29 protein-coding genes are annotated in these 24,809 nt (G+C 69.9%); 3 read left to right on the top strand and 26 right to left on the bottom strand.

From position 1 onward, the window contains the following. Positions 1–55 precede the first annotated feature (55 nt). Positions 56–1,654, top strand: coding sequence for an ATP-binding protein (locus AB0E56_RS15935; RefSeq protein WP_359800593.1), 1,599 nt, complete (start codon positions 56–58; stop codon positions 1,652–1,654). After that, entirely contained in the window at positions 1,651–2,787 is a 1,137-nt protein-coding gene (locus AB0E56_RS15930; protein WP_359800591.1) for a hypothetical protein, read from the top strand. Before AB0E56_RS15935 ends, AB0E56_RS15930 begins: the two co-directional genes overlap by 4 nt. 22 nt (positions 2,788–2,809) lie before the next feature. Here the strand turns inward: AB0E56_RS15930 and AB0E56_RS15925 are convergent, their stop codons facing one another. Next, entirely contained in the window at positions 2,810–3,478 is a 669-nt protein-coding gene (locus tag AB0E56_RS15925; RefSeq protein WP_359800590.1) for an FCD domain-containing protein, read from the bottom strand. A gap of 189 nt (positions 3,479–3,667) precedes the next feature. On the opposite strand from AB0E56_RS15925, the gene AB0E56_RS15920 reads away from it, so the two are divergent. Beyond that, the gene (locus AB0E56_RS15920; protein WP_359800588.1) at positions 3,668–5,440 is read left to right on the top strand and encodes a 2-isopropylmalate synthase; all 1,773 of its coding nucleotides are present in this window, start codon (positions 3,668–3,670) and stop codon (positions 5,438–5,440) included. A 28-nt stretch (positions 5,441–5,468) separates the two neighbouring features. Here AB0E56_RS15920 and csrA read toward each other — a convergent pair whose 3' ends face one another. From csrA to AB0E56_RS15795, 25 genes are all read right to left on the bottom strand, one after another. After that, entirely contained in the window at positions 5,469–5,720 is a 252-nt protein-coding gene (csrA, locus tag AB0E56_RS15915; protein WP_359800587.1) for a carbon storage regulator CsrA, read from the bottom strand. 4 nt (positions 5,721–5,724) lie between these two features. Continuing rightward, the gene (locus AB0E56_RS15910) at positions 5,725–7,785 is read right to left on the bottom strand and encodes a flagellar biosynthesis protein FlhA (RefSeq protein WP_359800585.1); all 2,061 of its coding nucleotides are present in this window, start codon (positions 7,783–7,785) and stop codon (positions 5,725–5,727) included. After that, positions 7,782–8,873 (bottom strand): EscU/YscU/HrcU family type III secretion system export apparatus switch protein, encoded by a 1,092-nt coding sequence (locus AB0E56_RS15905; protein WP_359800584.1) that lies wholly within the window; start codon positions 8,871–8,873, stop codon positions 7,782–7,784. Before AB0E56_RS15905 ends, AB0E56_RS15910 begins: the two co-directional genes overlap by 4 nt. After that, positions 8,870–9,631 carry a flagellar biosynthetic protein FliR gene (locus AB0E56_RS15900; RefSeq protein ID WP_359800583.1) on the bottom strand — a complete coding sequence of 254 codons (762 nt, stop codon included), beginning with the start codon at positions 9,629–9,631 and terminating at the stop codon, positions 8,870–8,872. The genes AB0E56_RS15905 and AB0E56_RS15900 overlap by 4 nt, the downstream gene beginning before the upstream one ends. A gap of 4 nt (positions 9,632–9,635) precedes the next feature. Continuing rightward, entirely contained in the window at positions 9,636–9,908 is a 273-nt protein-coding gene (gene fliQ, locus AB0E56_RS15895; RefSeq protein ID WP_183152095.1) for a flagellar biosynthesis protein FliQ, read from the bottom strand. After that, positions 9,905–10,720: a flagellar type III secretion system pore protein FliP gene (gene fliP, locus AB0E56_RS15890; RefSeq protein WP_359800579.1), complete on the bottom strand. Its 816-nt coding sequence runs from the start codon at positions 10,718–10,720 to the stop codon at positions 9,905–9,907. The genes fliQ and fliP overlap by 4 nt, the downstream gene beginning before the upstream one ends. Then, positions 10,717–11,175 carry a flagellar biosynthetic protein FliO gene (locus AB0E56_RS15885; RefSeq protein WP_359800578.1) on the bottom strand — a complete coding sequence of 153 codons (459 nt, stop codon included), beginning with the start codon at positions 11,173–11,175 and terminating at the stop codon, positions 10,717–10,719. The genes fliP and AB0E56_RS15885 overlap by 4 nt, the downstream gene beginning before the upstream one ends. A gap of 32 nt (positions 11,176–11,207) precedes the next feature. Continuing rightward, a complete protein-coding gene (gene fliN, locus AB0E56_RS15880; protein ID WP_359800576.1) occupies positions 11,208–11,867 on the bottom strand; it encodes a flagellar motor switch protein FliN in 660 nt (219 codons plus the stop codon). After that, positions 11,864–12,796, bottom strand: a complete 933-nt coding sequence (locus AB0E56_RS15875) for a flagellar motor switch protein FliM (protein ID WP_359800574.1) — start codon at positions 12,794–12,796, stop codon at positions 11,864–11,866. The genes fliN and AB0E56_RS15875 overlap by 4 nt, the downstream gene beginning before the upstream one ends. A gap of 48 nt (positions 12,797–12,844) precedes the next feature. Further along, entirely contained in the window at positions 12,845–13,654 is an 810-nt protein-coding gene (locus AB0E56_RS15870; protein ID WP_183152097.1) for a flagellar motor protein MotB, read from the bottom strand. Beyond that, the gene (locus AB0E56_RS15865; RefSeq protein ID WP_359800571.1) at positions 13,651–14,466 is read right to left on the bottom strand and encodes a MotA/TolQ/ExbB proton channel family protein; all 816 of its coding nucleotides are present in this window, start codon (positions 14,464–14,466) and stop codon (positions 13,651–13,653) included. The genes AB0E56_RS15870 and AB0E56_RS15865 overlap by 4 nt, the downstream gene beginning before the upstream one ends. Next, positions 14,466–14,714 carry a flagellar FlbD family protein gene (locus tag AB0E56_RS15860; RefSeq protein WP_359800569.1) on the bottom strand — a complete coding sequence of 83 codons (249 nt, stop codon included), beginning with the start codon at positions 14,712–14,714 and terminating at the stop codon, positions 14,466–14,468. The genes AB0E56_RS15865 and AB0E56_RS15860 overlap by 1 nt, the downstream gene beginning before the upstream one ends. A gap of 288 nt (positions 14,715–15,002) precedes the next feature. Continuing rightward, on the bottom strand, positions 15,003–15,401 hold the full coding sequence (locus AB0E56_RS15855; RefSeq protein ID WP_359800567.1) for a hypothetical protein: 399 nt from the start codon (positions 15,399–15,401) through the stop codon (positions 15,003–15,005). A gap of 54 nt (positions 15,402–15,455) precedes the next feature. Next, positions 15,456–15,659 (bottom strand): hypothetical protein, encoded by a 204-nt coding sequence (locus tag AB0E56_RS15850; protein ID WP_359800566.1) that lies wholly within the window; start codon positions 15,657–15,659, stop codon positions 15,456–15,458. Between the two features lie 118 nt (positions 15,660–15,777). After that, positions 15,778–16,938, bottom strand: coding sequence for a flagellar hook protein FlgE (locus AB0E56_RS15845; RefSeq protein WP_359800565.1), 1,161 nt, complete (start codon positions 16,936–16,938; stop codon positions 15,778–15,780). A 28-nt stretch (positions 16,939–16,966) separates the two neighbouring features. After that, a complete protein-coding gene (locus tag AB0E56_RS15840) occupies positions 16,967–17,404 on the bottom strand; it encodes a flagellar hook capping FlgD N-terminal domain-containing protein (protein ID WP_359800562.1) in 438 nt (145 codons plus the stop codon). A 14-nt stretch (positions 17,405–17,418) separates the two neighbouring features. After that, positions 17,419–18,750, bottom strand: coding sequence for a flagellar hook-length control protein FliK (locus tag AB0E56_RS15835; RefSeq protein ID WP_359800560.1), 1,332 nt, complete (start codon positions 18,748–18,750; stop codon positions 17,419–17,421). After that, positions 18,747–19,169, bottom strand: a complete 423-nt coding sequence (locus AB0E56_RS15830) for a flagellar FliJ family protein (protein WP_359800557.1) — start codon at positions 19,167–19,169, stop codon at positions 18,747–18,749. The genes AB0E56_RS15835 and AB0E56_RS15830 overlap by 4 nt, the downstream gene beginning before the upstream one ends. Further along, entirely contained in the window at positions 19,166–20,461 is a 1,296-nt protein-coding gene (locus AB0E56_RS15825; RefSeq protein ID WP_359800555.1) for a FliI/YscN family ATPase, read from the bottom strand. Before AB0E56_RS15825 ends, AB0E56_RS15830 begins: the two co-directional genes overlap by 4 nt. Next, positions 20,458–21,063 (bottom strand): FliH/SctL family protein, encoded by a 606-nt coding sequence (locus AB0E56_RS15820; RefSeq protein WP_359800554.1) that lies wholly within the window; start codon positions 21,061–21,063, stop codon positions 20,458–20,460. Before AB0E56_RS15820 ends, AB0E56_RS15825 begins: the two co-directional genes overlap by 4 nt. Then, positions 21,053–22,057 carry a flagellar motor switch protein FliG gene (fliG, locus tag AB0E56_RS15815; protein ID WP_359800552.1) on the bottom strand — a complete coding sequence of 335 codons (1,005 nt, stop codon included), beginning with the start codon at positions 22,055–22,057 and terminating at the stop codon, positions 21,053–21,055. The genes AB0E56_RS15820 and fliG overlap by 11 nt, the downstream gene beginning before the upstream one ends. Beyond that, positions 22,054–23,676: a flagellar basal-body MS-ring/collar protein FliF gene (fliF, locus tag AB0E56_RS15810; RefSeq protein WP_359800550.1), complete on the bottom strand. Its 1,623-nt coding sequence runs from the start codon at positions 23,674–23,676 to the stop codon at positions 22,054–22,056. Before fliF ends, fliG begins: the two co-directional genes overlap by 4 nt. Next, positions 23,676–23,978, bottom strand: a complete 303-nt coding sequence (gene fliE / locus AB0E56_RS15805) for a flagellar hook-basal body complex protein FliE (RefSeq protein ID WP_359800549.1) — start codon at positions 23,976–23,978, stop codon at positions 23,676–23,678. The genes fliF and fliE overlap by 1 nt, the downstream gene beginning before the upstream one ends. Beyond that, positions 23,978–24,370 carry a flagellar basal body rod C-terminal domain-containing protein gene (locus AB0E56_RS15800; RefSeq protein WP_183152106.1) on the bottom strand — a complete coding sequence of 131 codons (393 nt, stop codon included), beginning with the start codon at positions 24,368–24,370 and terminating at the stop codon, positions 23,978–23,980. The genes fliE and AB0E56_RS15800 overlap by 1 nt, the downstream gene beginning before the upstream one ends. Further along, the gene (locus tag AB0E56_RS15795; protein WP_359800547.1) at positions 24,367–24,708 is read right to left on the bottom strand and encodes a flagellar basal body protein; all 342 of its coding nucleotides are present in this window, start codon (positions 24,706–24,708) and stop codon (positions 24,367–24,369) included. Before AB0E56_RS15795 ends, AB0E56_RS15800 begins: the two co-directional genes overlap by 4 nt. Positions 24,709–24,809 lie beyond the last annotated feature (101 nt).

The following is a 24,809-nucleotide window of genomic DNA, read 5'->3' as shown; positions in this document are numbered from 1 at the left end:
GATCTTTGAGTAATCTTGCGGGAAACCTGAGCTTCGTGGGGGAGGGCACGCGTCGATGATCCGCACCATGTCGATCTGGCGCTGGCAACTCGTGTTCACCGGCAGCATCGTGGCGATCGTCGTCATGATCACGGCGTTCAAGCCGCAGACCTTCGCCAACCCGTTCATCGTCGCCGGGATCGCACTGGTTGTGGTCACGACACTGATCACCCTCGCCGTACCATGGCACCGACTTCCCCACGTGTTCGCGACCGCGGTGCCGCTGCTGGACGCGCTCGCGGTCGGCTTCACGACGAACGCCCCCGACATCCGACTCGGGTTCCTCTGGGTGTTCCCGGTCGTGTGGCTGGCGACCTACTTCACGATGCCCTGGGTGCTCGGCGGTATCGCCTTCATCAGCGCGACCCTCGTCCTTTTCGCCGACCAGAGCGGCACGTCGGCCGACATCCTCCTGCGTCTTCTCACCGTCGTGATCACTCTGGGGTTCCTCGGCGTGACCGTGCGCATCGGCTCTCAGCGCTCGCGCGCCGCGCGCAGACTCCTGCAGCGACGGTCCGAACAGGTGAACCGCGCCGCGGACCGGGCGGAGACCAACCAGCGGAGGGTGACCCAGATAGTCGACGCGCTCAGCGTCGCCCTGGTCGTCGTCTCCGCCGGAGGCCGCATCCTGCAGATGAATGACGCCTATCGCGCTCTCTACGGGCGGGATCGCTTCGGCGCCGCGCTCCCGTCGGCCGGTGTCGAATACGACGCCAGGCGCGGCACGGCCGTTCCCCCCGCGCGCACGTCGATCGCGCGAGCGGCGAGCGGCGAGAAGCTCCAGTCCGAGGAGGTGTGGCTCTTCGACGGGAAAGGCCAGTGGCGGGCGCTCGAGGTGAGCACGCAGCCCATGGCCACGGCGGGAGGCGGCGAAGACGTCACGCTCCTGGTGATCGACGACGTCACGATGCTGCGCGAGGCGGACGAGGAGCGGCGTGCACTCGCCGCCGTCGTCTCGCACGAGCTGCGCAACCCGCTCACCGCGATCGTCGGACACGTCGACCTGCTGCGCGAGCGCGATGACCTCCCCGGGCGTGTGCCGGCGCAGCTCGACATCATCGCGAACGCCGGCGAGCGCATGCAGGACCTGGTCTCGAGCATCCTCGATCAGAACGGTCGCACGGTGCAGGAGCCGTTCGAACCCGTGGATCTGCGGGATGTCGTGGAGGCCTCCGCTGCGTCGTATGCGCCGCTCGTCTCCGGCAGCAGGCAGGAGCTCCTGATCGAAGGGGCGCAGAGCCTGGTCATCTACGGCGATGCGTTCCGGCTGCGGCAGGTGCTCGACAACCTGCTGAGCAACGCGGTCAAGTACACACCGCAGGGCGGGCACATCCGCATCGACCTCGACACGTCGACGGACGGGCACGTCGAGCTCGCGATCATCGACGACGGCGTCGGGCTGACGCCGGAAGACCTGCCTCGCGTGTTCGAGCCGTATTTCCGGACGGACAGCGCCGTCCGCGCCGGAATCAGCGGCACCGGACTCGGCATGGGCATCGTCCGTGAGATCGTCTCCGCGCACGAGGGCAGCATCGACATCTCCAGCGAAGTCGGGCTCGGCACCCGGGTGACGCTGCGATTCCCGCAGCACCGAGTGAAAGAGGCCAGGGCATGACCCCGCTCGTCCCCGTCAGCGTCGACATCACCACCAGCATGGTCGCCGTCGTCACCGTGCTCACCGCGCTGGTCGTGGGGCTCGCGACGCTCGCACGTCCGAGCAGGGCGACCGTCACGTGGGGTGTGGCCTTCGGCCTGGGGATGCTCGGGGCGTACCTGTGGCTCGCCGGGCAGCAGACGCAGGAGCAGGCACTGCGCGCCGCCGCCTCGGCACTGCTGCTGTGCTTCGAGCCGTTGGTGTGGATCGGGCTGCGGATGCACTTCGGTCGGCGGGCGTCGTGGTGGACCGTGATCCCCTTCCTGGTCGTCGCACCGACGCTGCTCGTCGCGACAGCGGAGACATCGTGGTACCTGCCCTCCTTCCACGTCGTCTTCCTGGGCAGCGCGATCTACGGGGGTCTGGTGGCGTACGAACTGCTGCGCGTCAGAGCCGCCGTGCGCGACATCGTCCTCCCGCTCGCGCTCGCCTCCTGCGGGCTCGTGATCGTGGCCGTCGTCAGTGCGGCGTCCGCACTCATCGCCGGTGACGCGGGCACCGACGCGCAGTTGAGTGCGCTGCGCGGGATGAACGCGGTCGGAACCTTGGTCGTGAGCACCTGCGCGGCCTTCACGCTGGTGCTCATGGTGCGGGGCGAGGAGAAGCGGGTCCACGCCGGGGACGCAGCCGAGCGCGCACGGCGCCGTCTCCGCAAGGCGGAATCGCAGAACGACCAGCCCTGGTCGGTCCTCGACATCCGTCTGGACGACCCCGCTGACCTCCGGGAGGCCTCGACGGGCGCGGCCTACGCGCTCATCATCGAGCGTTTCCACGAGGACATCCGCGAGGCTCTGCCCGCCTCGGCCGACGCCGACCGCGTCGAAGACGGGCGGGCGATCGTCGTGATCCGCGGCGGTGACGAATCGGTGCGGCATCATCTGCGGGCGATCCTGAGCCGCATCTCGACCATCGACCGCGATGCCACGGTCACCGGCATCCGAGCCTCGGCGAGCATCGGCTGGGCGACGGCGTCGGTGGTCGGGTTCGACTATGACGCGCTCGTCGCCGCCGCAGGACGGGCGGCCGCCAGGGCGCGTGCAGCCGGAGGCGATCAGTGGAAGCGGGCGACGGTGCTCGATCTCCAGAGCGCCTGACGGACGAAGGTCGACGGCGGTATCAGCCGAGGTGCTCGTGGAGCGCGCGGAGGTGGGCGCGGGTGAGCCGTGCGGCGGCAGCCGGGTCGTGTGACGCGATCGCCTCATAGATCTCTTCGTGTGTGCCGTGGTCGGCCTCGTCGCCGTACTGTCCGCGAAGGCGGAGCATGTCGACCATGGCGTGGTGACTGCGTGGCGCGAAGCCGTCGAAGAGGTCCAGCATGATCGGGCTGTGCGCGGCCACGACGATGAGGCGATGGAACGCCATGTCGGTCGCGACGTGGTCGTCGATGTCGCCGCGGTGTCGTCCTCGTTCGTCCAGTGCCACGCGGAGAAGCTTCAGCTCACCGCCTGTTCGACGGTCCGCGGCCAGCGCGGCTGCCTCGACTTCGACCGCCGTCCGCGCCTCGATGACCGCGAGGATGTCGGCACGCTGGAGCGCAGTCGTCCAGTTCGCGGGGGCATCTGTCGCGGTGACGAACACGCCGGCCCCTTGGCGGGTGGTCAGGATCCCGCGCCCGGCGAGGATGCGGACGGCTTCCCTGGCGGTGGACCTTCCGACGCCGAGTTGCGGGGCGAGCGTCGTCTCGCCGGGCAGCTTTCCGCCGACCTCCCATTCCCCTTCACGGATGCGGTCGAAGAGGATCTCCGCCGCCTGCTCGGCGAGGGATTCGCGGCGAACGGTCGTCATGCGGTCATTCTCTCATCTCGGCCGACTTCTCTACTTGTCTGAGGAGTTGTGGTAGCGTCGAGCCGTGCTCACCTCTCGGTTCCTCCTCCTTCGCCGCCACGGCGGGGCCTAGCCAGACCGGCTCCCCGACGTGGAGCCGCAACGCGCGCCGGTCGATCACAGCTGAACGACTCGGACAGGAACCAGACCATGCACAGCAGTACCTTCCCCACCCTCGCCACCCCGGCAGGAGAGATCCCGGCAGAAGCGCCCGAGTGGAACAGGCAGAGGCACTCGCAGATGCCTTCGCAGCGCTACCGTGACGTGTACACGCGCGTCCCTGTCCCGCTCGCGGCCCGCGACTGGCCGTCTCACCGGTTGACCCAGGCTCCGCTGTGGGTGCCGGTGGATCTGCGTGACGGGAACCAGGCGCTGGCGGAGCCGATGGACCCGGGCCGCAAGCGGCGCTTCTTCGAGCTGATGGTCGCGATGGGGTACAAGGAGATCGAGGTCGGCTACCCCTCGGCGTCGCAGACGGACTACGACTTCGTCCGCCTCATCGCGGAGTCCGACATCGCACCAGAGGACGTCACGGTCGTCGTCTTCACACCGGCGCGGCGGGACCTGATCCAGCGCACCGTGGAGTCCATCCGGAGCATCCCCAACCCCGTGGTCATCCACATGTACACCGCGACCGCCCCCACCTGGCGCGACGTGGTCCTCGGTCACGACCGGGAAGGTCTGAAACGACTGATCCTCGCCGGTGGTCGCGACGTGCTCGAGTTCGCCGGAGAGCTGCCGAACGTGCGATTCGAGTTCTCACCCGAGGTCTTCAACCTCACGGAACCCGACTACGTCCTCGATGTCTGCGACACGATGACCGCGCTGTGGGACGCCACCCCGGAGCGTCCCGTCATCCTGAACCTCCCGGCGACGGTGGAGATCGCGTCCCCGAACGTCTACGCAGACCAGATCGAGTACATGCACAAGAATCTCGCCCGCCGTGACGCGGTGATCCTCTCGGTGCACCCCCACAACGACCGCGGCACGGGTGTGGCGTGCGCGGAGCTCGCCGTCCTCGCCGGCGCGCAGCGCGTCGAAGGGTGCATCTTCGGCAACGGAGAGCGCACCGGGAACGTCGACCTCGCCACACTGGCCCTGAACCTTCACGCGCAGGGCGTCGACCCGATGATCGACTTCTCCGACATCGACGAGATCCGCCGCACGGTCGAGCACTGCAACCGCATCGAGATCCATCCCCGTCACCCCTATGTCGGAGACCTCGTCCACACGGCCTTCTCCGGAACACACCAGGACGCGATCAAGAAGGGCTTCGCCGAACATCGGGCCCGCGCCGCCGCCGAGGGCCGCTCGGAGCGGGAGATCGAGTGGCGGGTGCCGTACCTGCCGATCGACCCGGCTGACATCGGACGCAGCTACGACGCCGTGATCCGCGTGAACTCCCAATCCGGCAAGGGCGGCATCGCCTACCTGCTGGAGACCGAGTACGGCATCGAACTGCCCCGCCGCCTGCAGATCGACTTCGCCCGACACGTGCAGCAGCACACCGACGAGAGAGGCGGCGAAGTCACCGCCGCCCAGCTCTGGGAGATCTTCCGCGCCACCTACCTCGGCGACGAGAGCGACAGTGAGTTGGAGCTCGTGGGCTTCGACACGACCAGCCGGGACACCACCATCACGCTCCGCGCCGGCGGGACCGAGAGCACGACCCGTCACCAAGCCGTCGGTCCCGTCGAAGCCCTCACCGAAGCGCTCGCGCTGCGCGGGTTCGCGACCGAGATCCTGAGTCTGCATCAGACCAGTACGAGCGCCGGGAGCGACAGCGAAGCGATCACGCTCATCGAATACCGCCACGGCTCACGCACCGGGTGGGCGGCCGGCAAAGACCGGTCGGTCCTCACCGCGTCGCTCCTCGCCGTCATGAACTCGACGGCGGTCAAGCGGGAGGTGCTCACGCTGTGAGCTGCCCCCGGCATCGCGACGTGGCCGTCTAGGCGCCGCGGGACTCGCGGCCCTTGGCGAGGGCGGCGAGGATGGCGGTCTCGGCGGCCGGTCCGGTCTCGGCGGCCGCCGAGACGTTCTCGGCGACCACGGCCTCGATGATCTCGGTGCGCTGGATGCGCGTCTCGCGCGGCGCCTTCACGCCGATGCGCACACTGTCGCCCTTGATCTCGAGCAGCGTGATCTCGATGTCGCCGTCGATGCGCACGCTCTCACCGATCCGCCTCGTCAACACCAGCATTCGTTCAGCCTACTGCCGTGGCGGTGGCGCCGACCGCTGCCTGCGGTGCGTCTCGCACGACGCCGACCGTCTCGATCGAGAGCGCGGCGGCGGTCGCCTCCGTGTACGACAGCACCGGCAGGCCGTCGGTCTGCGCCGACACCAGCCTGCGCACGGCGGGGCGCAGCGAGGGGGCGCAAACCAGCACGGGCTCGCCACCTTCCCGCACCGACGAGACGGCCTGCTTGACAGACTCGACCACCGTCTCCATGCGCTGTGGATCGAACACGATCTGCGACCCCTCGTCGCCGGGGCGCAGGCTCTCGAGCATCGCCTGCTCGAGGAGCGGGGCGATCATCACGACCCGCAGCGTGCCGGCATCCGCGAAGCGTGCGGCGATCGCAGGACCGAGTGCCGCGCGAGCCGCTTCGATGAGTCCTTCCGGGTCGGTGCTTGTTCGGGCACGCAGCGCGAGTGCCTCGTAGATCCGGGTGAGGTCGTTGATGGGCACCCGCTCGGCGAGCAGCCCCTGCAGCACCCGCTGGATCTCGGCCAAGGACAGCAGTGCGGGGGTGAGCTCTTCGACGGCGGCAGGCGAGGCCTGCTTGAGGGCATCCGTGAGCTGGCGCACGTCTTCCCGGCTCAGCAACCGGGCGGCATGTGCATGGATCACGCTCGACAGGTGAGTGATGATCACGCTGGCTCGGTCGATCACGGTGGCTCCGGCGAACTCGGCGCTGTGACGCATCTCGAGGGGTATCCACTTGCCCTCGAGGCCGAACACCGGGTCGAGGGTCGCGGTACCGGGGAGGGCATCCAGACCCTGCCCGAGAGCGAGTACGGACCCAACGGGGGCCGTTCCCCTGCCGGTCTCCACGCCTGCGATGCGGATGACGTACGTCGCCTGCGCGAGCTCGATGCTGTCGCGTGTGCGCACCGGCGGAGTGATCAGCCCGAGGTCGAGGGCGACGCGGCGGCGGAGGGCCTTCACCCGCGCCAGCAGATCGTCGGGTCCTCCCGTGACCAGATCGACGATGTCGGGGGAGAGGAGGATCTCGAGCGGATGCACCCGCATCTTCTCGATGAGCTCCTCCGGCTGATCCGCGGCGGCAGGGACGGGCGTCTGCGCGGCGGCCGCCTCCTCGCGCTTCCTCGTCGCCTTGATGCGCTGCGCGATGAGCAGGAGACCCGCCCCGATCGCCACGAAGGGGAGCATGGGCATGTGCGGGATGAGCGACATCACGATCGCGGCGCATCCGGCGATGAGGAGCGCGTTGCGGGACTGCCCGAGCTGCGCCGAGGCGGCCGATCCCATCTCGGCCTCTGCCGTCGAGCGGGTCACGATCATGCCCGTGGAGACGGCCATCAGCAGTGCCGGGATCTGGGTGACCAGTCCGTCGCCGATCGTCAGGAGGCTGTAGGTGCTCACCGCTTCGTCGATCGTCATGCCGTGCTGCACGAGTCCGATCGCGATGCCGCCGACGACGTTGATGATGATGATCACCAGACCGGCGATCGCGTCGCCCTTCACGAACTTCGACGCACCGTCCATGGCGCCGTAGAAGTCCGCCTCGGCGGCCACCTCCGCCCTGCGCGCGCGGGCCTCCGCATCGGTGATGAGTCCGGCGTTGAGGTCGGCGTCGATCGCCATCTGCTTGCCGGGCATCGCGTCGAGCGTGAATCTCGCGCCCACCTCGGCGACGCGCTCCGCTCCCTTGGTCACCACGACGAACTGGATCACGACGAGGATCAGGAAGACGACGGCGCCGATGATGAGGGAGCCGCCGACCGCGATCGCGCCGAACGCCTCGATGACCTGCCCCGCATACGCCTCGCCGAGGACCAGTCGGGTCGACGCCACGTTCAGCCCGAGGCGGAACAGCGTCGCCACCAGGAGCAGCGAGGGGAACACCGAGAAGTCGAGCGGCTTCTTCACGAACATCGAGGTGAGCAGGATCACGAGCGCGAACATGATGTTCAGGATGATCAGGATGTCGAGCAGGAACGGCGGCACCGGGACGACGAGCAGCATGATGATGCCCACGACTCCGATCGGCACCATGAGCTTGACGAGGAGCTGTCTCATGCGGTCCTCCGGTAGGGAAGGGAGTGGATGCCGCGGGCGGCACCGCGTCGTCGCAGCGAGTCGACGAACACGAGGACGCGGGCCACGGCGTTGTACAGGTCTTCGGGGATCTCCTGCCCCAGCTCGCAGGCGGCGTGCAGGGCGCGCGCGAGGGTGATCTCGCGCACGAGCGGCACACCGGCGCGCACGGCCTCGTCGCGGATGCGCTCCGCGATCACGCCGCTGCCCTTCGCGACCACCTTGGGGGCGGCCCGCCCCGCCTCATATCGCAGAGCGACGGCGATGTGCGTGGGGTTCACGAGCACGACATCCGAACCGGCGACCGCCGCGATCATGCGGTTCCGGCTGACCGCGAGCTGACGAGAGCGTCGCTGCTGGCGGATCAGGGGGTCGCCCTCCGACTTCTTGCTCTCGTCGCGGATCTCGCGCTTCGTCATGCGCGTGTGCTTGCGGTTGCGGCGCATCACCACGAACATGTCGATCGCGGCGAGCACGAGTCCGACGGCGATCGCGGTCTGCAGCAGGGCGGTCGTGCCCTCGCTCGCGGTGCCGAGCAGTCGCGAGATCGAGTGCGCCCCGCTGGCGGTGAGCACGGGCATCAGGTTCGCGATCACGAGCCAGAGCGCGATGCCGATCGCGGCCGTCTTCAGCAGGGCCTTGGCGCCTTCCCACAGCGCCTGCATGCCGAACACCCGGCGCGCGCCCGTGACGAGGTTGAACTGCTCGAACCGGCCGGTGAGCGGACGCAGGTGCACGCCGCCCTGGATCACCGCCCCGATCAGGGTGACGACGGCGACCGCGGCCAGCATCACCGTGAGGGTCGGCAGCACGGAGGCAAGGCCACGCCCGAGCGCCGTGAGTGCCGCCTCGGGGGTGGGCGCCTCGACCAGCGACGTCAGTGTGAGGAGCTGCTCGGTTCCTGCGGAGGCGCCGAGGGCGATGGCGGCCGGCATCGTGACCGCGGCCGCACCGATCCCCAGCCACGCCGTGAGGTCCTGGCTGCGCGACAGGCGCCCCTTCTTGCGGGCTTCGCGCAGGTGCTTGTCGGTCGCCTTCTCGCTGCGCTCGCCGGTGTCGGTGCCGCTCACTCCTGCACCCCCTGCATCATCCTCAGGGCCTGGGTGGCGAGCGCGTCGACGATGCCGGGAAGGGCGATGTACACGGCTCCGGCGAGCAGGAGGGTCAGCAGGATCTTCACCGGGAAGCCCATCGCGAAGGCGTTGAGCGCCGGTGCCACGCGCGTGATCAGCCCCAGCCCGACATCGGCGAGGAACAGCACGAGCGCCAGAGGCCCCGCGATCTGCACCGCCGCGAGCACCATCTGCGACACCCCGTCGACGAGGAGCTCTGCCGGTCCCGCGACCGTGAACACCCCGTCGACCGGCACGGCCTGGAAGCTGCGGGCGAGCCCGGCGAGGATCAGCTGATACCCGCCGGACGCGAAGAGCAGCGTCAGCGCGGTCAGGTGGAAGAGTCGGGTGAACTGCGCGCCGTTCACCATCGAGTGCGGGTCGAACGCCTGCGCCAGCTGGAATCCGCCGAACACGTCGATCAGGCTGCCGGCGGCTTGGAGCGCCGAGAAGCACAGCAGCACGAGGAAGCCGAGGAGGGCTCCGGTCACCAGCTGCAGCACGAGAGCCCCGAGGAACGGCCCGGTGTCGAGGTTCTCGTACCCGGGGGCGACCGCCGTGCCGACGGCGAGCGAGAGGCCGATCGCGAGCATCGCCTTCACCCGTGCCGGGATCGCACCATAGGAGAACGGCGGCGCGATGATGATGAACGCCGTGATGCGCACGGCGGCGAGCATCGTGGCCTCCAGCCAGGCGAAGTCGATCGGGATGTACACGTCGTCAGCCGCTCAGCAGGGACGGGATGCGGGCGAACATCTCGTTCGTGAACGCGATCATCTCCGCGATCATCCAGTTGCCCGCGATGAGCAGTGCGATGCCGACGGCGACGATCTTCGGCACGAAGGAGAGCGTCACCTCCTGCACCTGGGTGATGGACTGCAGCAGCGAGATCGCGAAGCCCACCACGAGTGCGGTGACCAGGACGGGCGCGGCGAGCTTGGCGGCGATGATCAACCCCTGCATGCCGATGTCGATCACGGCCTCCGGGCTCATCCGACACCTCCGTAGCTCTCCAGCAGGGCGCGGATGATGAGCCCCCACCCGTCGACGAGGATGAAGAGCAGGATCTTGAACGGCAGCGAGATCATGACGGGCGGGAGCATCATCATGCCCATCGACATGAGCGCCGCCGCGACCACCAGGTCGATCACGAGGAACGGCACGAAGATCACGAAGCCGATGATGAACGCCGCCCGGAGCTCGGAGATCATGAACGCCGGGATGAGCGTGTACATCGGCACGCTCGATGCGTCCTCAGGATTCGGCTGACCCGCCATCCGGGTCATGAGGGCGAGATCCTCCTCGCGCGTGAAGCGCAGCATCCACTCCTGCAGGGGGAGCTGACCGACGTCGATCGCCTGCGTGAACGTGAGGCTGCCGTCGATATACGGCTGCACGGCGACCGTGTTGATCTCGGTGAGCACCGGCCACATGATGAACAGCGACAGGAAGAGCGAGAGTCCCGCGAGCACCTGGTTCGGCGGGATGGTCGGCAGCGACAGCGCGTTCCTGGTCATCGCCAGCACCACGAAGATCTTCGTGAACGACGACATCATCAGCAGCAGCGCAGGGGCGACCGACAGCAGTGTGATGCCCAGCAGGGTGAGGATCGATCCGGACGGACCACCGTCGACGCCGTTGATGTCGATCGTGACGCCCTCGCCCGGATCGTCCGGGGTCACCTCGGCGTGGGCCGCCGTGCTGGAGAGAAGCGTCAGGACGACGGCCAGCGCGAGCGCGAGGGCGAGGATCAGCGCGACGCGTCGCAGCGCGCGGCCGTCGACGACCCCACGGGCGGCACTCATCGCGTGCGCCGGATGGCCTCGGCGGTCTGCCGCCAGGTTTCGGGGGAGAGGATGGAACCGCGCAGCGGATCGTTGCGGTGCCGCACGCGTCGTTGCGGTGCCGGAGACGTGTGCGGCGGAGTCGACTCCGCCAGGGCGGTCGCGGCGAGGATGCGGTCGAACTCCTCGGCATCGGCTGCCGTGTCCGACCCGGTCGACCACGACGGGCGGGCGGTCGCATCAGGGAGAGCCGCTTCCTTGACGGGCAGGCGGTCGACGACGTTCACGCCATGCTCGGTGACCCCGAGCACGTAGCGGGCGTCCGCCGTCTGGATCACGACGATCTGCGCTTTCGGTCCGACTCCCTGGCGCCCGAGCACCGTGATCGCCTCGCCGTCGCGGCGGCGCGCCTGCGTCCGTGCGACGCGGCGCTGGAGGTACCAGAGCACCCCGAGCACCGCGGCGAGCGAGAGCACGACCCGGAGGCCGAGCAGGAGGTCGTCCAGGATCAGGCCTCGACGTTCTCGAGGATGCGCGTGATGCGGACCGCGTAGTCCTGGTCGACCACGACCACTTCGCCGTGCGCTATGACCCGGCCGTTGAGCTTGATGTCGGCGGGTGCTCCGGCGGAGCGGTCGAGTTCGACGACGCGCCCCGGCTCGAGGTCGAGCACATCGCGAACGGCCATCCTGGTGCGACCGATCTCGACTGTGAGCTCCATCTCGACCCCGGCGATGCGGTGCAGGCGGTGCGAGGAGCGTGCACCCCTGGCCGGAGCGTGCGTGACGATCACCGAGAGTCGGCCGATCGTGCGACCCGTGTCGTCCTGCAGGTCGAAGAGCTGGGCGGCGGGGTCGGCGAACAGGGGAGAGGCATCGCCCACCGTTGCCTCACCGAGAGCGCCGGCGCCCAGAGTGCTCGCGGAGGCCTCGAGGGCGTAGCGCAGCCGATCCGCCAGCGGCGCGGAGCCGAGCCCGTCGACCAGGCTCTCGGGGTCGAACAGCTGCACGGCGAGCTGTGCGCTCGCCTCGCCGACGAACCGCACGATCACGGCGTCGCCGGTGTCTCCCGAGACCTCGGAGGGAAGCGCCCTGGTGGGAACCGCGGTCGGCAGCTTCGCCGCGAAGGCGGCGGCGACAGCGGACTCGTAGGTGGTGGTGCTGGTCACGCGGACTCCTCGGCGACGGCAGGATCGGGGACGGTGGAGGTGACGACGCACGCCAGACGCGCACCGGCACTGCCGACGGCGGCGGTGGCGACGGTCTGGTCGCCCACGGCGAGGAGCAGCGGGCGATCGGCGGAGTGCGGGAACGACACGATGTCGCCCACCGCGAGATCGAGCACCTCGCGGGGGAGCACCACACGGGAGGCGAGTCGCAGCGTGAGGTCGACGGGCGACACCTCGACCTGGCTGCGGATCAGGCCAGGGGCAGCCGTGCGATCGGCGTCCGATGTCCGTGCGGTGAATCCGGCGAGGACGGAGGCCGGCAGCATCACGCTCGCCGGCACGGCCCGACCCGCGAGGCGCATCGAGAACCGCGCGACGATGACAGGCTCGCCCGATGCCGCGACCTGGGCGAACTGGGAGCTGTACTGGATTCCGTTCACCGTGACCCCGCTCGGCAGCAGCCCGTCGAGCGCACCGGTGAGGTGGTCGAGGGCGTCGACGATGAGCGAGCGGATCAGCGCCTGCTCGATCGGGGTGAAGGTGCGGTCCTCGGAGGCTGCGGATGCGCGTCCGCCGACCATCTGCACGATCCACGTGGTCGCCGCCGAGGTGGGCAGCTGCACGATGAGGCGCTCATCCGAATCGGGGAGGGCGCACACGATCATGGTCGTGGTGGAGGGCAGCGATTGGGCGTACTCGCCGTAGGTCAGCATTCCGACGTGCTCGACCGCGATGGTCACGCGCACGTGGATCTTCGCCGAGAGCTGTGCCGACCACTGCCGGGAGAAGGTCTCGAACGCGAGTTCCAGGGCGCGGGTGTGCTCGCGCGAGAGGGTCGCCGAGCGGCCGAAGTCGTAGACGTCGACCTCGGGGCTTCTCGTCGCCGTCGCTGCGCGCACCTCGGAGCGCACGCTGTCCTGGATCACCACGAACCCGACTATCGGGCGGTGAGCGGCGTGCGTTAGGTGCTGGGCGGGTCAGGAGGACGGCTGTCCCGCCTGTGCTTCGGGGATGAGCGCTCGCACCTCCTCGTCGGCGTCCGAGAGGACCACGATGTCGACCCGTCGGTTCTGGGCGAGGGCCTCGGAGGAATCGCCGGCTGCGACGGGCCGCGTGTCGCCGAAGCCGACTGACTTCAGGTGCGCTGGCGGGAGACCGGACGACTCGACGAGGTGTCGCAGCACCTGTGTCGAGCGGCCGGCCGACAGCTCCCAGTTGGTGGGGTACGGCGCCACAGAGCCGCGCACGTCGGCGTGTCCCTCGACCGAGATCTCGTTCGGCGCGGTCACGAGCACCGAGCCGAGGGCGTCGAGCACCAGGACCGCGGTGGAGCTGAGAGCGGTGCTGTTCGTGGTGAAGAACGTCTCGGCGCTGACGAGCCCGATCGTGAGGCCGCGCTCGTCGATCGTGAAGGTGACGTCGGCCTCGAGACCGTTCTGGGAGAGCACCTGGCGCAGGCGTTCCCGGAGCGCGGAGAGCTCGCTGAACTCGTTCTGCGCAGCCGCCAGGTTCACGTCGGCGAAGTCGTCGCCGTTCTCGTCGACCAGTTCCGGCGGCACCACCACGCCCGTCACGGCATCGACGTCTTCCGACGGCTCCTGGCCGAACCCCGTGGCGAGGGATGCGCTGAGCGCCTCGAACTTCTCCTGGTCGACGGTCGACATCGCGAACAGCACGATGAACATGCACATCAGCACGGTGACCATGTCGAGGTACGACGCCATCCAGCGCTCATCCGGCCCGCTGTGCTCTTCGTGCGGAATCCGGCGACGCGCGCGCACGCTCATGGAGCGGACTCCGGCTCCGTCTCCTGCGCGGCGCGATCCTTGGTGCCGCGGCCGGAGCGTTTCGAAGGGCGCTCGGCGACGAGTGCCCGCAGCCGCTCGCCCACGAACTGCGGCGGAGCCCCGGCCTGGACCGCCAGCATGCCCTCCATGAGCACGGTCATGCGTTCGAGCTCGAGCTCGCCGAGTCGCTGCAGCCTTCCGCCGATGGGCAGCCAGATGAAGTTGGCCGAGAGCAGACCCCACAGCGTCGCCACGAACGCCGCCGCGATCATCGGTCCGAGCGTGTCGGGCTTGTCGAGCTTCTCCAGCACGTGCGTGAGCGAGACGACCGTGCCGATGATGCCGACCGTTGGCGCGAATCCGCCGAGGGTCATGTAGAACCGCGAGGCGGTGCGGTTGCGCGCGGCGGTCGAGGTGAGCTCGTCTTCCAGCAGCGTCCGCAGGTCTTCGGCATCCGTGCCGTCGGCGATGCTCTGCAGGGCCTGGCGCAGGAACGGGTCCTTCTCGTCGTCCAGGCCCTGTTCCAGGGCGAGAAGCCCTTCCGCTCGGGCCTTCTCGGCGTAGCCCACGACCGTGTCGATCATGCTCGAGGCCGTACGGCGCTCGCCGCGGAAGGCGCGCGGGAGCGCTTTGACGGCGTGGAGGGCATCGCGCAGGGTGCCGCTCGCGAGGCCGACCGCGATCGTCGCGCCGAACACGAGCACCATGGGTGCGGGCAGGAGCAGGGAGCCGACGGTCGCGCCCTCGATGTTGATCATGGCGACCAGCGCGCCGAAGGCGAGGACGAGTCCGAGGATGAGTGACGGATCCATCAGCGACCGTCCTCGGGGTGCGCCGATGCGGCACCCGAGCCGGCTCCGGCGATCAGGGCGGCCGCGGTGGCCAGCACTCCGGCGCGGAAGCGGGTGATCTCGGCGATCACGTCGTCCATCGTCTCGGTGACGACGAAGGTCGCGCCGTCGACCATGATGAGCGTCGTGTCCGGCGTGGCCTGGACACGTTCGATCAGGTCGGGATTCACCGCGAACCGCGAACGGTTCAGGCGCGTGAGGACGATCATGGGCTCCATCCTGGAAAGATCCGTCCGCGTTCCGAGGAGCGCGGACCCGACGGCCCGTCCTGGGCTGTCGGAGGGGACTGTCGGCTGGAGAGGGCCAGGCGTTAGCGCGGAGGCGGGTGTCGGCGGCGAAGCGGCTCGCCGCCCCCTTAACCACGAGTGATTGCGTCGTTACTCGTGGTCATGGGTGCTAAACCTCAGTAACGAGAGTGCGGAGCGTCCGAGCAGCGGGCGCACGAGGTATCCAGGCCGAGATGGATTCCTGAGAGTGGGAGCGACGGCCCGCGGCCGTCAGCCGACGAAGAGCAGCACGATCGACAGGACGACGGCGGCCGCCCCGACGCCGGTCAGCGTGATGCCGAGCACCTGGAACGCATGCAGGAGGGGTCGCCGGGGTTCGAACCGCATCAGGTCGGGATGCCGCTCGCTGATGAAGGCGTCGACCTCGTCGCGTCCCTGCCGGTGCACGTGCTCGTCGGCGCGGAGCGGGCGTTCCCGGAAGTCGCCGGCGGCGAACCAGCGAGCGCGTGCCCTGCCGCCCTCGGCGTCGACGATGACGACCTCGTGAGGCAGCCAGGAGCCGTCGTGCAGCTTCACCATCCACACGACGACGAGCAGCGGGAGTCCGATGCCGAGACCGATCCAGGACAGGATCTCGGCGATCATGCCGACGGCGTCGACCCCACCCATGCCCGGCTCCGTTCTCCCTGAGAAGACAGTACCGGTGGAGGGGACCGGCTTCGGTCAGCGCGAAGAAGGGGGGAGCTTGTCCGCCCCGTGCCGGTTCGGCTTGTCGGGCTCGGCTGCGGTGTCAGGGGACACCTGGGACGCGGCGGTCGGCGCGTCGGATGTGGGGTAGTGAGGTTCCTCGATCTCGATCGCCTTGTCGCGTTCCTCGAGGGGAGGGAGATGGTCGAGGGGTTGTCTGATGTCGTCTGGGTGTGCCATGACCCGAGGATCGCGTTCTCCGAGCGATGACTCCAGGGCCTTGCGGACAGGCGATCCCTGTGGGTGGCGATGTTATCGTCGCCACCCACAGGAACGGATTCCGCGGGATCTCGCCCGGTCAGCGCTTGAGGTTGGTCAGCTCCTGGAGCACCTCGTCGCTGGTCGTGATGATGCGGGCGTTCGCCTGGAAGCCGCGCTGCGCGACGATGAGGTTGGTGAACTCCTGCGAGAGGTCGACGTTCGACATCTCCAGTGCGCCGCTGATGATCGCGCCCATGCCGTCTGAGCCGGCCTGTCCGAGGGTCGGCTGGCCCGAGTTGCCGCTCGGGCGGAACTGCGACGATCCGGCCTTCTCGAGCCCTCCGGGGTTCACGAAGCCCGCGAGTGCGATGCGCGCCAGCACCTCGGTGTCGCCGTTGCTGAACGTGCCGACGAGGCTGCCGTCGTTGGTCAGGGCATACGAGCTCAGGGTGCCCGCCGGCTTGCCGTTCTGCTCCTTGATGGCGACGTCGCTGACGTCGGCGAACCCGGTGACCGCCGACAGGTCGACCGTGATGCCGGCGGAGACGATCGATGAGGCTCCGGTCTGGGCGCCGTCGGTGAACGCGAGCGAGGTCCGCGCGCCTGCCGGGTCGGTCACGTCCCATCCGGTGGCCGTGCGGGTGAAGGTCAGACGCAGCGAGGTGGCGGCGCCCTCCGCGTCGTACGTCTTGATGTCGCGCACGAGAGTCTCGCCGAGGGCCGCACCGGAGGGGAGGTTGCCGGTCACGCGGGCCGTGGTGGTCGCGGCCGCGGGGCTCAGCGCGCCGACCGGCAGCGTGATGTCGCCGATGCCCTGGCCGGGGACGATCGCTCCGCCGCGGGCGGTCCAGCCCTGGACCAGCGCCCCGTCGGCGGAGACGAGCTTGCCGCTCGCGTCGAACGAGAAGCCGCCGTTGCGGGTGTAGAGGGTCTCGCCGCCGGAGCGGACCACGAAGAACCCGTCGCCCGCGATCATGAGGTCGGTCGGCACACCCGTGGGCTGCGGGGCCCCGGAGGCGAAGTTGGTGCTGATCCCGGCGACCTGCACCCCGAGACCGACCTGGGCGGGGTTCTGACCGCCGGCGGCCTGCTGCGGCATCATCGAGTTGCGCAGGAGCTGCGACAGCGAGTCCTGGAACTGCACGGCCGAAGCCTTGTATCCGGTCGTGTTGACGTTGGCGATGTTGTTGCCCGTGACATCGAGCATGGTCTGGTGCGAACGCAGACCCGAGATTCCGGCGAACAGAGAGCGGAGCATGGTGATGCCTTTCTGGAAGGGGGACTAGTCAGGACTGGGGACGGGTGACGAGGTTGACGCCGGACACGGCGTCGAGCGGGATCGACTTCTCGCCGATGGTCACGAGGGGGACGGCCCCCGCGTACGAGACCGACGACACGATGCCCTTCTGGGTGACCCCGTCTTCGTCGACGTACTGCGCCTCGTGACCGATCAGCGCCGCCGCCGTCTGGCGCATGCTGAGCGCGAAGCTCTCGGTCGAGGTCGCCGTGAGGGCGGTCAACTGCTCCATGGAAGCCAGCTGCGTGGTCTGGGCGATCATCTCGTTGGTGTTCATCGGCGAGCTGGGGTCCTGGTTGGTGAGCTGGGTCACCAGCAGCTTCAGGAACACCTCGGAGTCGAGACTCTTCTTGCGCTCGGTCGCAGGCGTCGTGCTTCCGGTCTGCACCCCGGAAGGGGGGATCGTGCCGGAGATGGGGTCGGTCATGGGGTCCTCTCGGATCAGGCGTAGACGTCGATGCCGCCGTGGAGCGGGACAGTGACAGGGGAGGCCGCGTCGGGCGGGGACGGGTGAAGGTTCTGTCCCGGTCGGGCCCCGTGGTTCCGCTCAGAGGGGCTCTCTCCCCGTGGCTGACCGCCGCCGGAGCCCGCCGTGGTGCTGTTCGGCGCACCGCCCCCGTTCGCGGAGCTCTGCGGGTTCGACGAACCGGGACCGTCGTCCGAAGGCGACAGCATCAGCGAGGCGTGCGGGGCGGCGGCGGCGAGGTCACGGCGCAGATCGGCGAGGACGGTGCGCAGCGCCTCACGCCCGATGTCGTTCGGCGCGTGCAGTTCGATGTGGATGGCCCCGCCGGAGATGTGGGCGCGAACCGTCACGGGGCCGAGATTCTCGGGCGACACGGTCAGGGTCAGGCGGTGGTCGCCGTCGGGAGCCTGCGCCAGCGCCACCACGGGACCGGCGATCTGCGGGAGCAGCACGGGGCGGGTGGGCGCCGCAGCCGCGACCGCAGCGGGTATGGCAGGCGGTGTGGCCGTGACGATCGGCGCGGGCACCGCGGGCCCCTGAGCGCTGGTCGCGGGTGTGGGCGCCTGCGTCGGCGCTTCTCCGGCTGGTGCGGCCGCTGCGGGGGCGGGCACGGAGGGTGGCGCGTCGGCGGTCCGGGGTGTGAAGGGGAGAGGCGTCGTCGCGGCACTCGCATCGTCGACCTGTGCAGCAGCCTTCGCGTCCAGGCGTCCGGGCGGTGTCGCGACGGGGGAAGCCGTTCGCGGTCCCGGTACCGGAGCGGCGGTGGCGGAGTCGTCGCCTCCTGGGGACACCGCGACGGCATCGTCCACCACGGGCGATGCGGGCGCACCGGCAGCGGTCCGTCCTGTGGGCGGCGCCGCCACGACCGACGCGGAGATGACGGCACCGGTCGGTTCCGTCATCGCGGCCGGAACGTCCAGGGGCGACGCACCGAGCGTCGCGGTCGGCGGAGGGGCATCCGTCTCGCCGGAATCGGGGAGCTGCGCGACGACGCCCGTGTCAGGCGCCGGCGACTCCGCCCTGGCGGGGGGCGGCACCGTCCCGGGAAGTGACACGACCAGGGTGGGCACGGGCGTCGCCGTATCGATGAAGGGGTCGGCCGCGGCATCCGTGGTCGTCCCAATCGGCAGTGCACTCTCCGTGGACGTGCTCTCGGCCGGAGCGTCGTCCGTGAGCTGCACCCGCGAGGCCTCCTGGATCACGTCGGCGAAGGCCGCCGCGCCCGGGGTCGCGCTACGGCCGGCCGAGCCGCCGGCAGGACGTGGCACCCGTGTGTCGACGACGTCGATCAATCCGAGCGAGGTCATGATGGCTCCTCCGCTCCGGTGCGCGACCCGATCTCGTCGAGCTCCGCCTGCTCGGCGTGCCGGTCGGCCGCCCGCGCCTCCGCGGCGTGCGCCTCGGCGAGTCGGTCCAGCCCGCGCACCGCCCTCCGCGCCTCCGCGTGCTCCTCACGGGCCTGATCGACGGTCTGCTCCTGGAGTTCGGAGAGCGTCGACAGGTCGGCGAGCAGCGTCCGGCCCGCCACGCGTGCCGCCGCGAGCGCTGCCAGCGACCGCACGTCGACGGCCTCGCTCCCCGTGCCGGTGAGGTGTGCGCGCAGCAACCTGTCGCGTGCTTCCGTGTGCTGGGCGTCGATCACCGCGCGGGAGAGGCGCTGCGCCGCGGCGCGCTCCTGGATCCCCCGGACGCGCAGGAGGCCGGCGAGTGAGAAGGACCGTGTCATGCGATCGCTCCGAACGCCGTGACCAGCTCGTCCAATCGACGCCAGGAATCATCGATCGCGCAGGTCTCGTCCAGGGGCTGGGTGAGGAAGGCGGAGATCGCGCGTTCGTGCGCGATCGCGGCATCGATGCGCGGGTCGGCACCGGAGTGGTAGGCGCCGATGTCGATCAGATCGTTCGCCCGGCGCCGAGCCGCGAGCACGGCCCGCAGGGTCGCGGCGCGAGCGCGCTGGTCGGCGGCAGTGATCTTGCCCGCGACGCGGGAGACCGACCCGAGCACGTCGATGGCCGGATGATGGCCCGCCAGGGCGAGCGCGCGGTCGAGCACCACGTGGCCGTCGAGAATCGATCGCACCGTGTCGGCGATCGGCTCATTGTGGTCGTCGCCGTCGACGAGCACGGTGTAGATGCCGGTGATCGAGCCGCGACGGTCGGTGCCGGCCCGTTCGAGGAGCCCCGCGAGCAGCGAGAACGTCGACGGAGGATAGCCGCGGGTGGCGGGTGGCTCTCCCGCCGACAGGCCGATCTCGCGCTGTGCCATCGCCACGCGGGTGAGCGAGTCCATCATGAGGATCGCGTGGGCGCCGTCGTCGCGGAAGGCCTCGGCGATCCGCGTCGCGGTGTAGGCGGCACGGATGCGGGCCATGGCCGGCTGGTCCGACGTCGAGACCACGACCACGGAGCGTGCGAGCCCCTCCGGTCCGAGGTCGTCTTCGATGAACTCGCGCACCTCGCGACCGCGCTCGCCGACCAGGGCGATCACCGTCACCTCGGCCTCCGTGCCGCGCGCGATCATCGACAGCAGCGACGACTTGCCGACCCCCGAACCGGCGAACAGCCCGACGCGCTGCCCGCGCCCGACGCTCACGAGAGTGTCGAGCGCGCGGACACCGAGCGGAAGAGAGGAGTCGATCCGGTCGCGCTCCATGATCGACGGCGGAGCGTGATCGAGGCTCACGGCGGTGGCCCCGACGAGCGGCCCCTTCCCGTCGATGGGCCGTCCGAGCCCGTCGAGGACCCGTCCGAGCAGGGCGGTTCCGGTCGGAACGCGCAGGGGGCCACCGCGACCGCGCACCGGCGTCCCGACCGTGAGCCCGGCGACAGCGCCCAACGGCATGCAGCGCAGTCCGCCCTCGCCGATCGCGACGACCTCGGCATCCACCCCGTCGAGGGTCACCACGTCGCCCACCGCGCCTTCGAGCCCGCGCACCTGGACGCTCAAGCCGCGCACCTGCGACACCACGCCGACGCGCTCGGGGTGCACGGCATCGAGGACGGCGTTCCAGGTGCTCATCCCGTCGCCTCCGTGAGGGCGGCGCGGGCGCGTTCGAACGCGGTCCCGATCCTGGCGTCGATGTGACCGTGTGCCAGGGTCGCCACCGCGTCACCGCGGTCGAGTCCCTCGTCGGCGACCAGGGCGAAAGCCGACAGATCGGCGTCCGACCCCTGGATCGTGCGCAGGTCGGCGGGGTGCACGCGCACCTCGCGGATCTCCGCCGACGCGGCCGAGGCCAGGGCGCGTCGAGCCGCCGCGGCCGCGGAGGCGCCGGCGTCGGAGAGCTCGCCGACGACGATGCGCTCCGCGAGCTCGATCGCGCAACGCAGCACCTGCTCCTCCGCAGCGGAGGTCAGCTCCCGCTCGCGCTGCGTCAACGAGCGCGCAGCGGCGTGCAGCGCGGTGATCGCGGCGTCGAACTCGTGCGCAGCCGCCGCGTCACGGGCGGCGCGCTCCTCCTCGGCGATGCGCTGCGCCGAGGCGGCCTCCGCCGTGCCGGCGCGGAATCCCTCGGCATGCCCGTCGGCATAGCCGCGCATCCGCGCTCTGCGGTGCTCCGCGCCCTCGCCGCGTCCGTCCAGACGCGGGAACAGCACGGGAGAGAAGGCGTCAGTAGACATACTCGTCCTCGTCCGCCCGTTGCACCGTGATGTCTCCCGCGGCCTCCAGAGCGCGGATGGTGCGCACGATCTCGGCGCGCGCTTCTTCGACCTGCGACACGCGCACCGGTCCGAGCGTGCGGGCCTCCTCGTCGAGGTTCTCCCTGTTGCGCTCCGACACGTTGCGGCGGATGAGATCGGCGATCGGCTGATGCGCGCCCTTCAGGGCGAGTGCCAGCGAGCGGATGTCCATGCCCCGCAGCACACGCTGCGTGTCGCGGTCGTCGAGCTTGACGATGTCGGCGAACGTGAACATCCGCGATCGGATGTCTTCGGCGAGCGCGCTGTCACGGTCTTCGATGCTCGCGAGCAGCGCCTTCTCGACCGTCGCCCCCGAGCGCGCGATGATCTCCACGAGGGGTTCGACGCCGCCGAGGGTCTCGGGCGCATCGCGGCTCGCGAACGAACCGGTGCGCGCCTTCAGAGCATCGGCGACGATCGCGATGGCCTCCTGCGACGCGGTGCCCATCGTCGCGATCGCATGGGCGACATCGGTGCGGATGGGGTCGGGCAGCGCGGCCAGCACGGCTGCGGCACGGTCGGTGGGCAGGTGTGCGAGCACGAGGGCCACGGTCTGGGGGAGTTCGCCGTCGAGGAGCGTCGCCAGGTGCGCCGGATCCGCCGAGCCGAGGAACTCGAAGGAGGAGTTCATCGACGTCGAGCCGACGCGGCCGAGCACGGCGGCAGCGCGTTCGGCGCCGAACGTCGCCTCCAGCAGCCCGGCGGCGATGTCCCTCCCGCCGCGTGCGGGGGGAAGGTGTCCCGTGGCGATCCGGTGGAACTGTCCGAGCGCCTGCGCGGTGGTGGCGGCGTCCAGGTCCTGCAACTCGATGATCTCGGCGGCGACGGCCTCGGCCTCCGACTCCGACAGGTGCTTCATCACCTCGATCGCCTGTGCGCGGTCGAGGTTCATCAGCACGACGGCCGCGGTCTGCCGGTCGGTCAGCTCGGTCATGCGTGCTGCCTGTCGTCGATGAGTGTGCGCAGCAGTTCGGCCGTCCGCTTCGGGTCCTGCCGCGTGAGGGAGTCGATCTCGGCACGGCGGCGCTCGAGGCTGATCTGCGCGGGTTCCGGGTCGGGCTCCGGCTCCGGGTCCGGCGTCGTCTCGAGGAATGCGAGCGGGGTCGTCGCCGCCTGATCGATCGCGACGGTGGGCGCTCCGGCGCCGAGGGCGGACAGCGGCGGCGGACGGTCGCCGAAGAGCTGGTCGAACTCGGACGCGGCCGTGGCCTTGCGGCGCATCCGCACGAGAAGGGCGATCGCGGCGAGCAGGAGGGGGAGGGCGATCGCGGCGGCGATGATCAGCGTGTTCAGCAGGACAGCCTGGCGCTCGGCGGCTTCCGCGTCTTTCGCCGCCTGGAGCGCGGCCTGAGCGGCCTCGGCATCGGTCTGGCTGAACGAGACGAGCTCGACCGTGATGGCGTCGCCGCGCGCCGTGTCGATCCCGGCAGCGGTCTCCACGAGATCGGTCAGCTGGGCGGTGCTGAGGTCGCCGCCCGCCCCGGCATCGACCGCGACGGAGACCGACTGGCGCAGGATGTTCCCCGCCGGGGTCGACGTGCTCTGGGTGCTCTTGTTGACCGCGTTGGTCTTGGACTCCTCGGTGGACTCGGACGTGCCGCCCTCGGCCGACGGCACGGCGATGTTGTCGGGACCGAGCACGCCGGCATCCGAGCTGGAGCCGTTCTGCCGATCCGTCCTGGTCTGCTCCGTGAGCGGGGGAGCGCCTTCCGCGGGGGTGTAAGTCTCGTCCACGCGCTCGTTGACCGAACGGTCGACTTCGGCGACCACTGTCACGGTCGCGTTCCCCGGACCGACGACCTTGTCGAGCATCTGCTGCACGCTCGCGGTCACGCGTGCCTCATAGTCGCCTGCCTGCTGGTCGAGACCGCCGGTCGATCCGATGCCGACGGCCGAGAGCGTCTGTCCGCTCTGGTCGACGACTGCGACGTTCTCGGGCTTCATCCCACTGACCGCCGCGGAGGTCAGGTGCACGATCGCCTCGACCTGCTTCTGCGTGAGCGTCGCGTTGCCCGAGGTCTCCACGAACACGGATGCCGTGGCGTCGACGGTCTCCGAGACGAACACGCTCTCTTCGGGGATCGCGAGCTGTACCGAAGCCGCCGTCACGCCCTCGATCGACGAGATCGTGGCGGCGAGTTCGCCCTCGATGGCCCGCTTGTAGGTCACGGACTGCTGGAACTCCGAGGTCGTCACCCCCATGTCGTCGAGCAGTGAGTAGCCGCCAGAGCCCGCACCCGGGAGGCCGGCGGATGCGGCGGCGAGGCGCTGGTCGTACACGTCCTTCTCGGGCACGAGCACCGTCGCGCCGCCGTCCGCGAGCTCGTAGGGGACCGAGGAGGAACGCAGCTGCTCCACGACGGCGTTCGCGTCGGACGCGGTCATCCCCGAGAACAGCGGTGTGTAGGTGGGGCGGGTGAGCCAGCTCGACAGTGCGACGATCCCGAGCGCGAGCACGGCGACGCCGATGATCGCGATCGTGCGCTGGGCGAGCGAGAAGCCCGCGATCACGCGACCGATGCGCTGGAAGACGTTCGTGACGGCCTGGGGCATCAGGCTTGCATCCGCATGATCTCGGTGAACGCGTCGACGCCCTTGTTGCGCACGGCGGCGACGAGCTCGAGGGTGACCGCCGCGCGGGACGACGCGATCATGGCCGAGTGGATGTCGTCGAGGTCACCGGTGACGGCGGCGACCTTGAGCGCGTCGGACTCGGACTGCAGGGAGCGCAGCTCGTCGATCGCGCCCGTGACGCTGTTCGCGAAGGCGGTGTCGTCCGTCGCCTTGGCGGGTGCGGTGGGCGGGGCGAGGGTGAAGGCCGAGGAGATGCTCTCGACGCCGGTGAGAGGGTCCATCAGCTGCGTCCGATCTGCAGGGCGGCTTCGTAGGCGTTGCGCGCACGGTCGACGATCCCCGCGCTGGCCTGATAACCGCGCTGGGCGAGGATGAGCTGACTCATCTGGTCGCCGAGGTCGATGTCGGGGTAGCGCACGTACCCGTCGGCGTCGGCGAGCGGGTGGTCCGGCTGATGCACGAGGCGGCCCTCGGCGCTGCCCTGCACTGTGCCGGCGACGTACACCCCTGGCGACTGGTCGCTCGTCTGGGCGAGGATGTACCGCGCGCGGAACGCGGCGCCGTCGGTCGCGGTCGCGGTGTTGATGTTCGCGATGTTGTCGCTGATGGCGTCGAGCCACTTACGGTGCACGGTCAGGCCGGTGCTCGCGATGCCGATCGCGTCGAAGGTCATGAGGTCCTCATCGCGGCGCGCATCGACGCGAACGAGCCGTTCACGGCCTGCGTCGCGAACTGGTAGCGCAGCATCGTGTCGACGCTGGACAGGGTCTCGGTGTCGAGGTTGACGTTGTTGCCGTTCAGGCGCGTCGGCTCGAGCGAGCTGCCGACCGTCGCGTCGACGCGTCCGTCACCCGCGTCGACGGAGGCGGCGAGCGCCTCTTCGAAGCGCACGCGCTTGGCGTGGTAGTCGGGGGTGTTGATGTTGGCGATGTTGTCGGCGATGGCGCGCTGTCGCAGCGCGAGGCCGTCGAGCGCACTCGTCAGTGCGGTGATGGTCACAGAGTCGAACACGAACCGGCTTCCCGTGTGTGGCTGATGTGGCCGATCCCTGGCCGAGTCTCGCGAGCCATCCGTGCTCGTCCTGCTCTATCGGCAGGGTCGCGCACTGCGTT

Source organism: Microbacterium sp. NPDC028030 (genome assembly GCF_040637855.1).
Taxonomy (GTDB): domain Bacteria; phylum Actinomycetota; class Actinomycetes; order Actinomycetales; family Microbacteriaceae; genus Microbacterium.
Note: the sequence above shows the minus strand (reverse complement) of the source record. Positions and strands in the feature narration are given on the sequence as shown.

What these genes read in the sequence shown, in the direction of transcription:
- AB0E56_RS15935 (WP_359800593.1), top strand. Translation starts at nt 56, where the DNA reads ATGATCCGCACCATGTCGATCTGGCGCTGGCAACTCGTGTTCACCGGC.
- AB0E56_RS15930 (WP_359800591.1), top strand. Translation starts at nt 1,651, where the DNA reads ATGACCCCGCTCGTCCCCGTCAGCGTCGACATCACCACCAGCATGGTC.
- AB0E56_RS15925 (WP_359800590.1), bottom strand. Translation starts at nt 3,478, where the DNA reads ATGACGACCGTTCGCCGCGAATCCCTCGCCGAGCAGGCGGCGGAGATC.
- AB0E56_RS15920 (WP_359800588.1), top strand. Translation starts at nt 3,668, where the DNA reads ATGCACAGCAGTACCTTCCCCACCCTCGCCACCCCGGCAGGAGAGATC.
- csrA (WP_359800587.1), bottom strand. Translation starts at nt 5,720, where the DNA reads ATGCTGGTGTTGACGAGGCGGATCGGTGAGAGCGTGCGCATCGACGGC.
- AB0E56_RS15910 (WP_359800585.1), bottom strand. Translation starts at nt 7,785, where the DNA reads ATGAGACAGCTCCTCGTCAAGCTCATGGTGCCGATCGGAGTCGTGGGC.
- fliQ (WP_183152095.1), bottom strand. Translation starts at nt 9,908, where the DNA reads ATGAGCCCGGAGGCCGTGATCGACATCGGCATGCAGGGGTTGATCATC.
- fliP (WP_359800579.1), bottom strand. Translation starts at nt 10,720, where the DNA reads ATGAGTGCCGCCCGTGGGGTCGTCGACGGCCGCGCGCTGCGACGCGTC.
- AB0E56_RS15870 (WP_183152097.1), bottom strand. Translation starts at nt 13,654, where the DNA reads ATGAGCGTGCGCGCGCGTCGCCGGATTCCGCACGAAGAGCACAGCGGG.
- AB0E56_RS15865 (WP_359800571.1), bottom strand. Translation starts at nt 14,466, where the DNA reads ATGGATCCGTCACTCATCCTCGGACTCGTCCTCGCCTTCGGCGCGCTG.
- AB0E56_RS15860 (WP_359800569.1), bottom strand. Translation starts at nt 14,714, where the DNA reads ATGATCGTCCTCACGCGCCTGAACCGTTCGCGGTTCGCGGTGAATCCC.
- AB0E56_RS15855 (WP_359800567.1), bottom strand. Translation starts at nt 15,401, where the DNA reads ATGGGTGGGGTCGACGCCGTCGGCATGATCGCCGAGATCCTGTCCTGG.
- AB0E56_RS15850 (WP_359800566.1), bottom strand. Translation starts at nt 15,659, where the DNA reads ATGGCACACCCAGACGACATCAGACAACCCCTCGACCATCTCCCTCCC.
- AB0E56_RS15845 (WP_359800565.1), bottom strand. Translation starts at nt 16,938, where the DNA reads ATGCTCCGCTCTCTGTTCGCCGGAATCTCGGGTCTGCGTTCGCACCAG.
- AB0E56_RS15840 (WP_359800562.1), bottom strand. Translation starts at nt 17,404, where the DNA reads ATGACCGACCCCATCTCCGGCACGATCCCCCCTTCCGGGGTGCAGACC.
- AB0E56_RS15835 (WP_359800560.1), bottom strand. Translation starts at nt 18,750, where the DNA reads ATGACCTCGCTCGGATTGATCGACGTCGTCGACACACGGGTGCCACGT.
- AB0E56_RS15830 (WP_359800557.1), bottom strand. Translation starts at nt 19,169, where the DNA reads ATGACACGGTCCTTCTCACTCGCCGGCCTCCTGCGCGTCCGGGGGATC.
- AB0E56_RS15825 (WP_359800555.1), bottom strand. Translation starts at nt 20,461, where the DNA reads ATGAGCACCTGGAACGCCGTCCTCGATGCCGTGCACCCCGAGCGCGTC.
- AB0E56_RS15820 (WP_359800554.1), bottom strand. Translation starts at nt 21,063, where the DNA reads ATGTCTACTGACGCCTTCTCTCCCGTGCTGTTCCCGCGTCTGGACGGA.
- fliG (WP_359800552.1), bottom strand. Translation starts at nt 22,057, where the DNA reads ATGACCGAGCTGACCGACCGGCAGACCGCGGCCGTCGTGCTGATGAAC.
- fliF (WP_359800550.1), bottom strand. Translation starts at nt 23,676, where the DNA reads ATGCCCCAGGCCGTCACGAACGTCTTCCAGCGCATCGGTCGCGTGATC.
- fliE (WP_359800549.1), bottom strand. Translation starts at nt 23,978, where the DNA reads ATGGACCCTCTCACCGGCGTCGAGAGCATCTCCTCGGCCTTCACCCTC.
- AB0E56_RS15800 (WP_183152106.1), bottom strand. Translation starts at nt 24,370, where the DNA reads ATGACCTTCGACGCGATCGGCATCGCGAGCACCGGCCTGACCGTGCAC.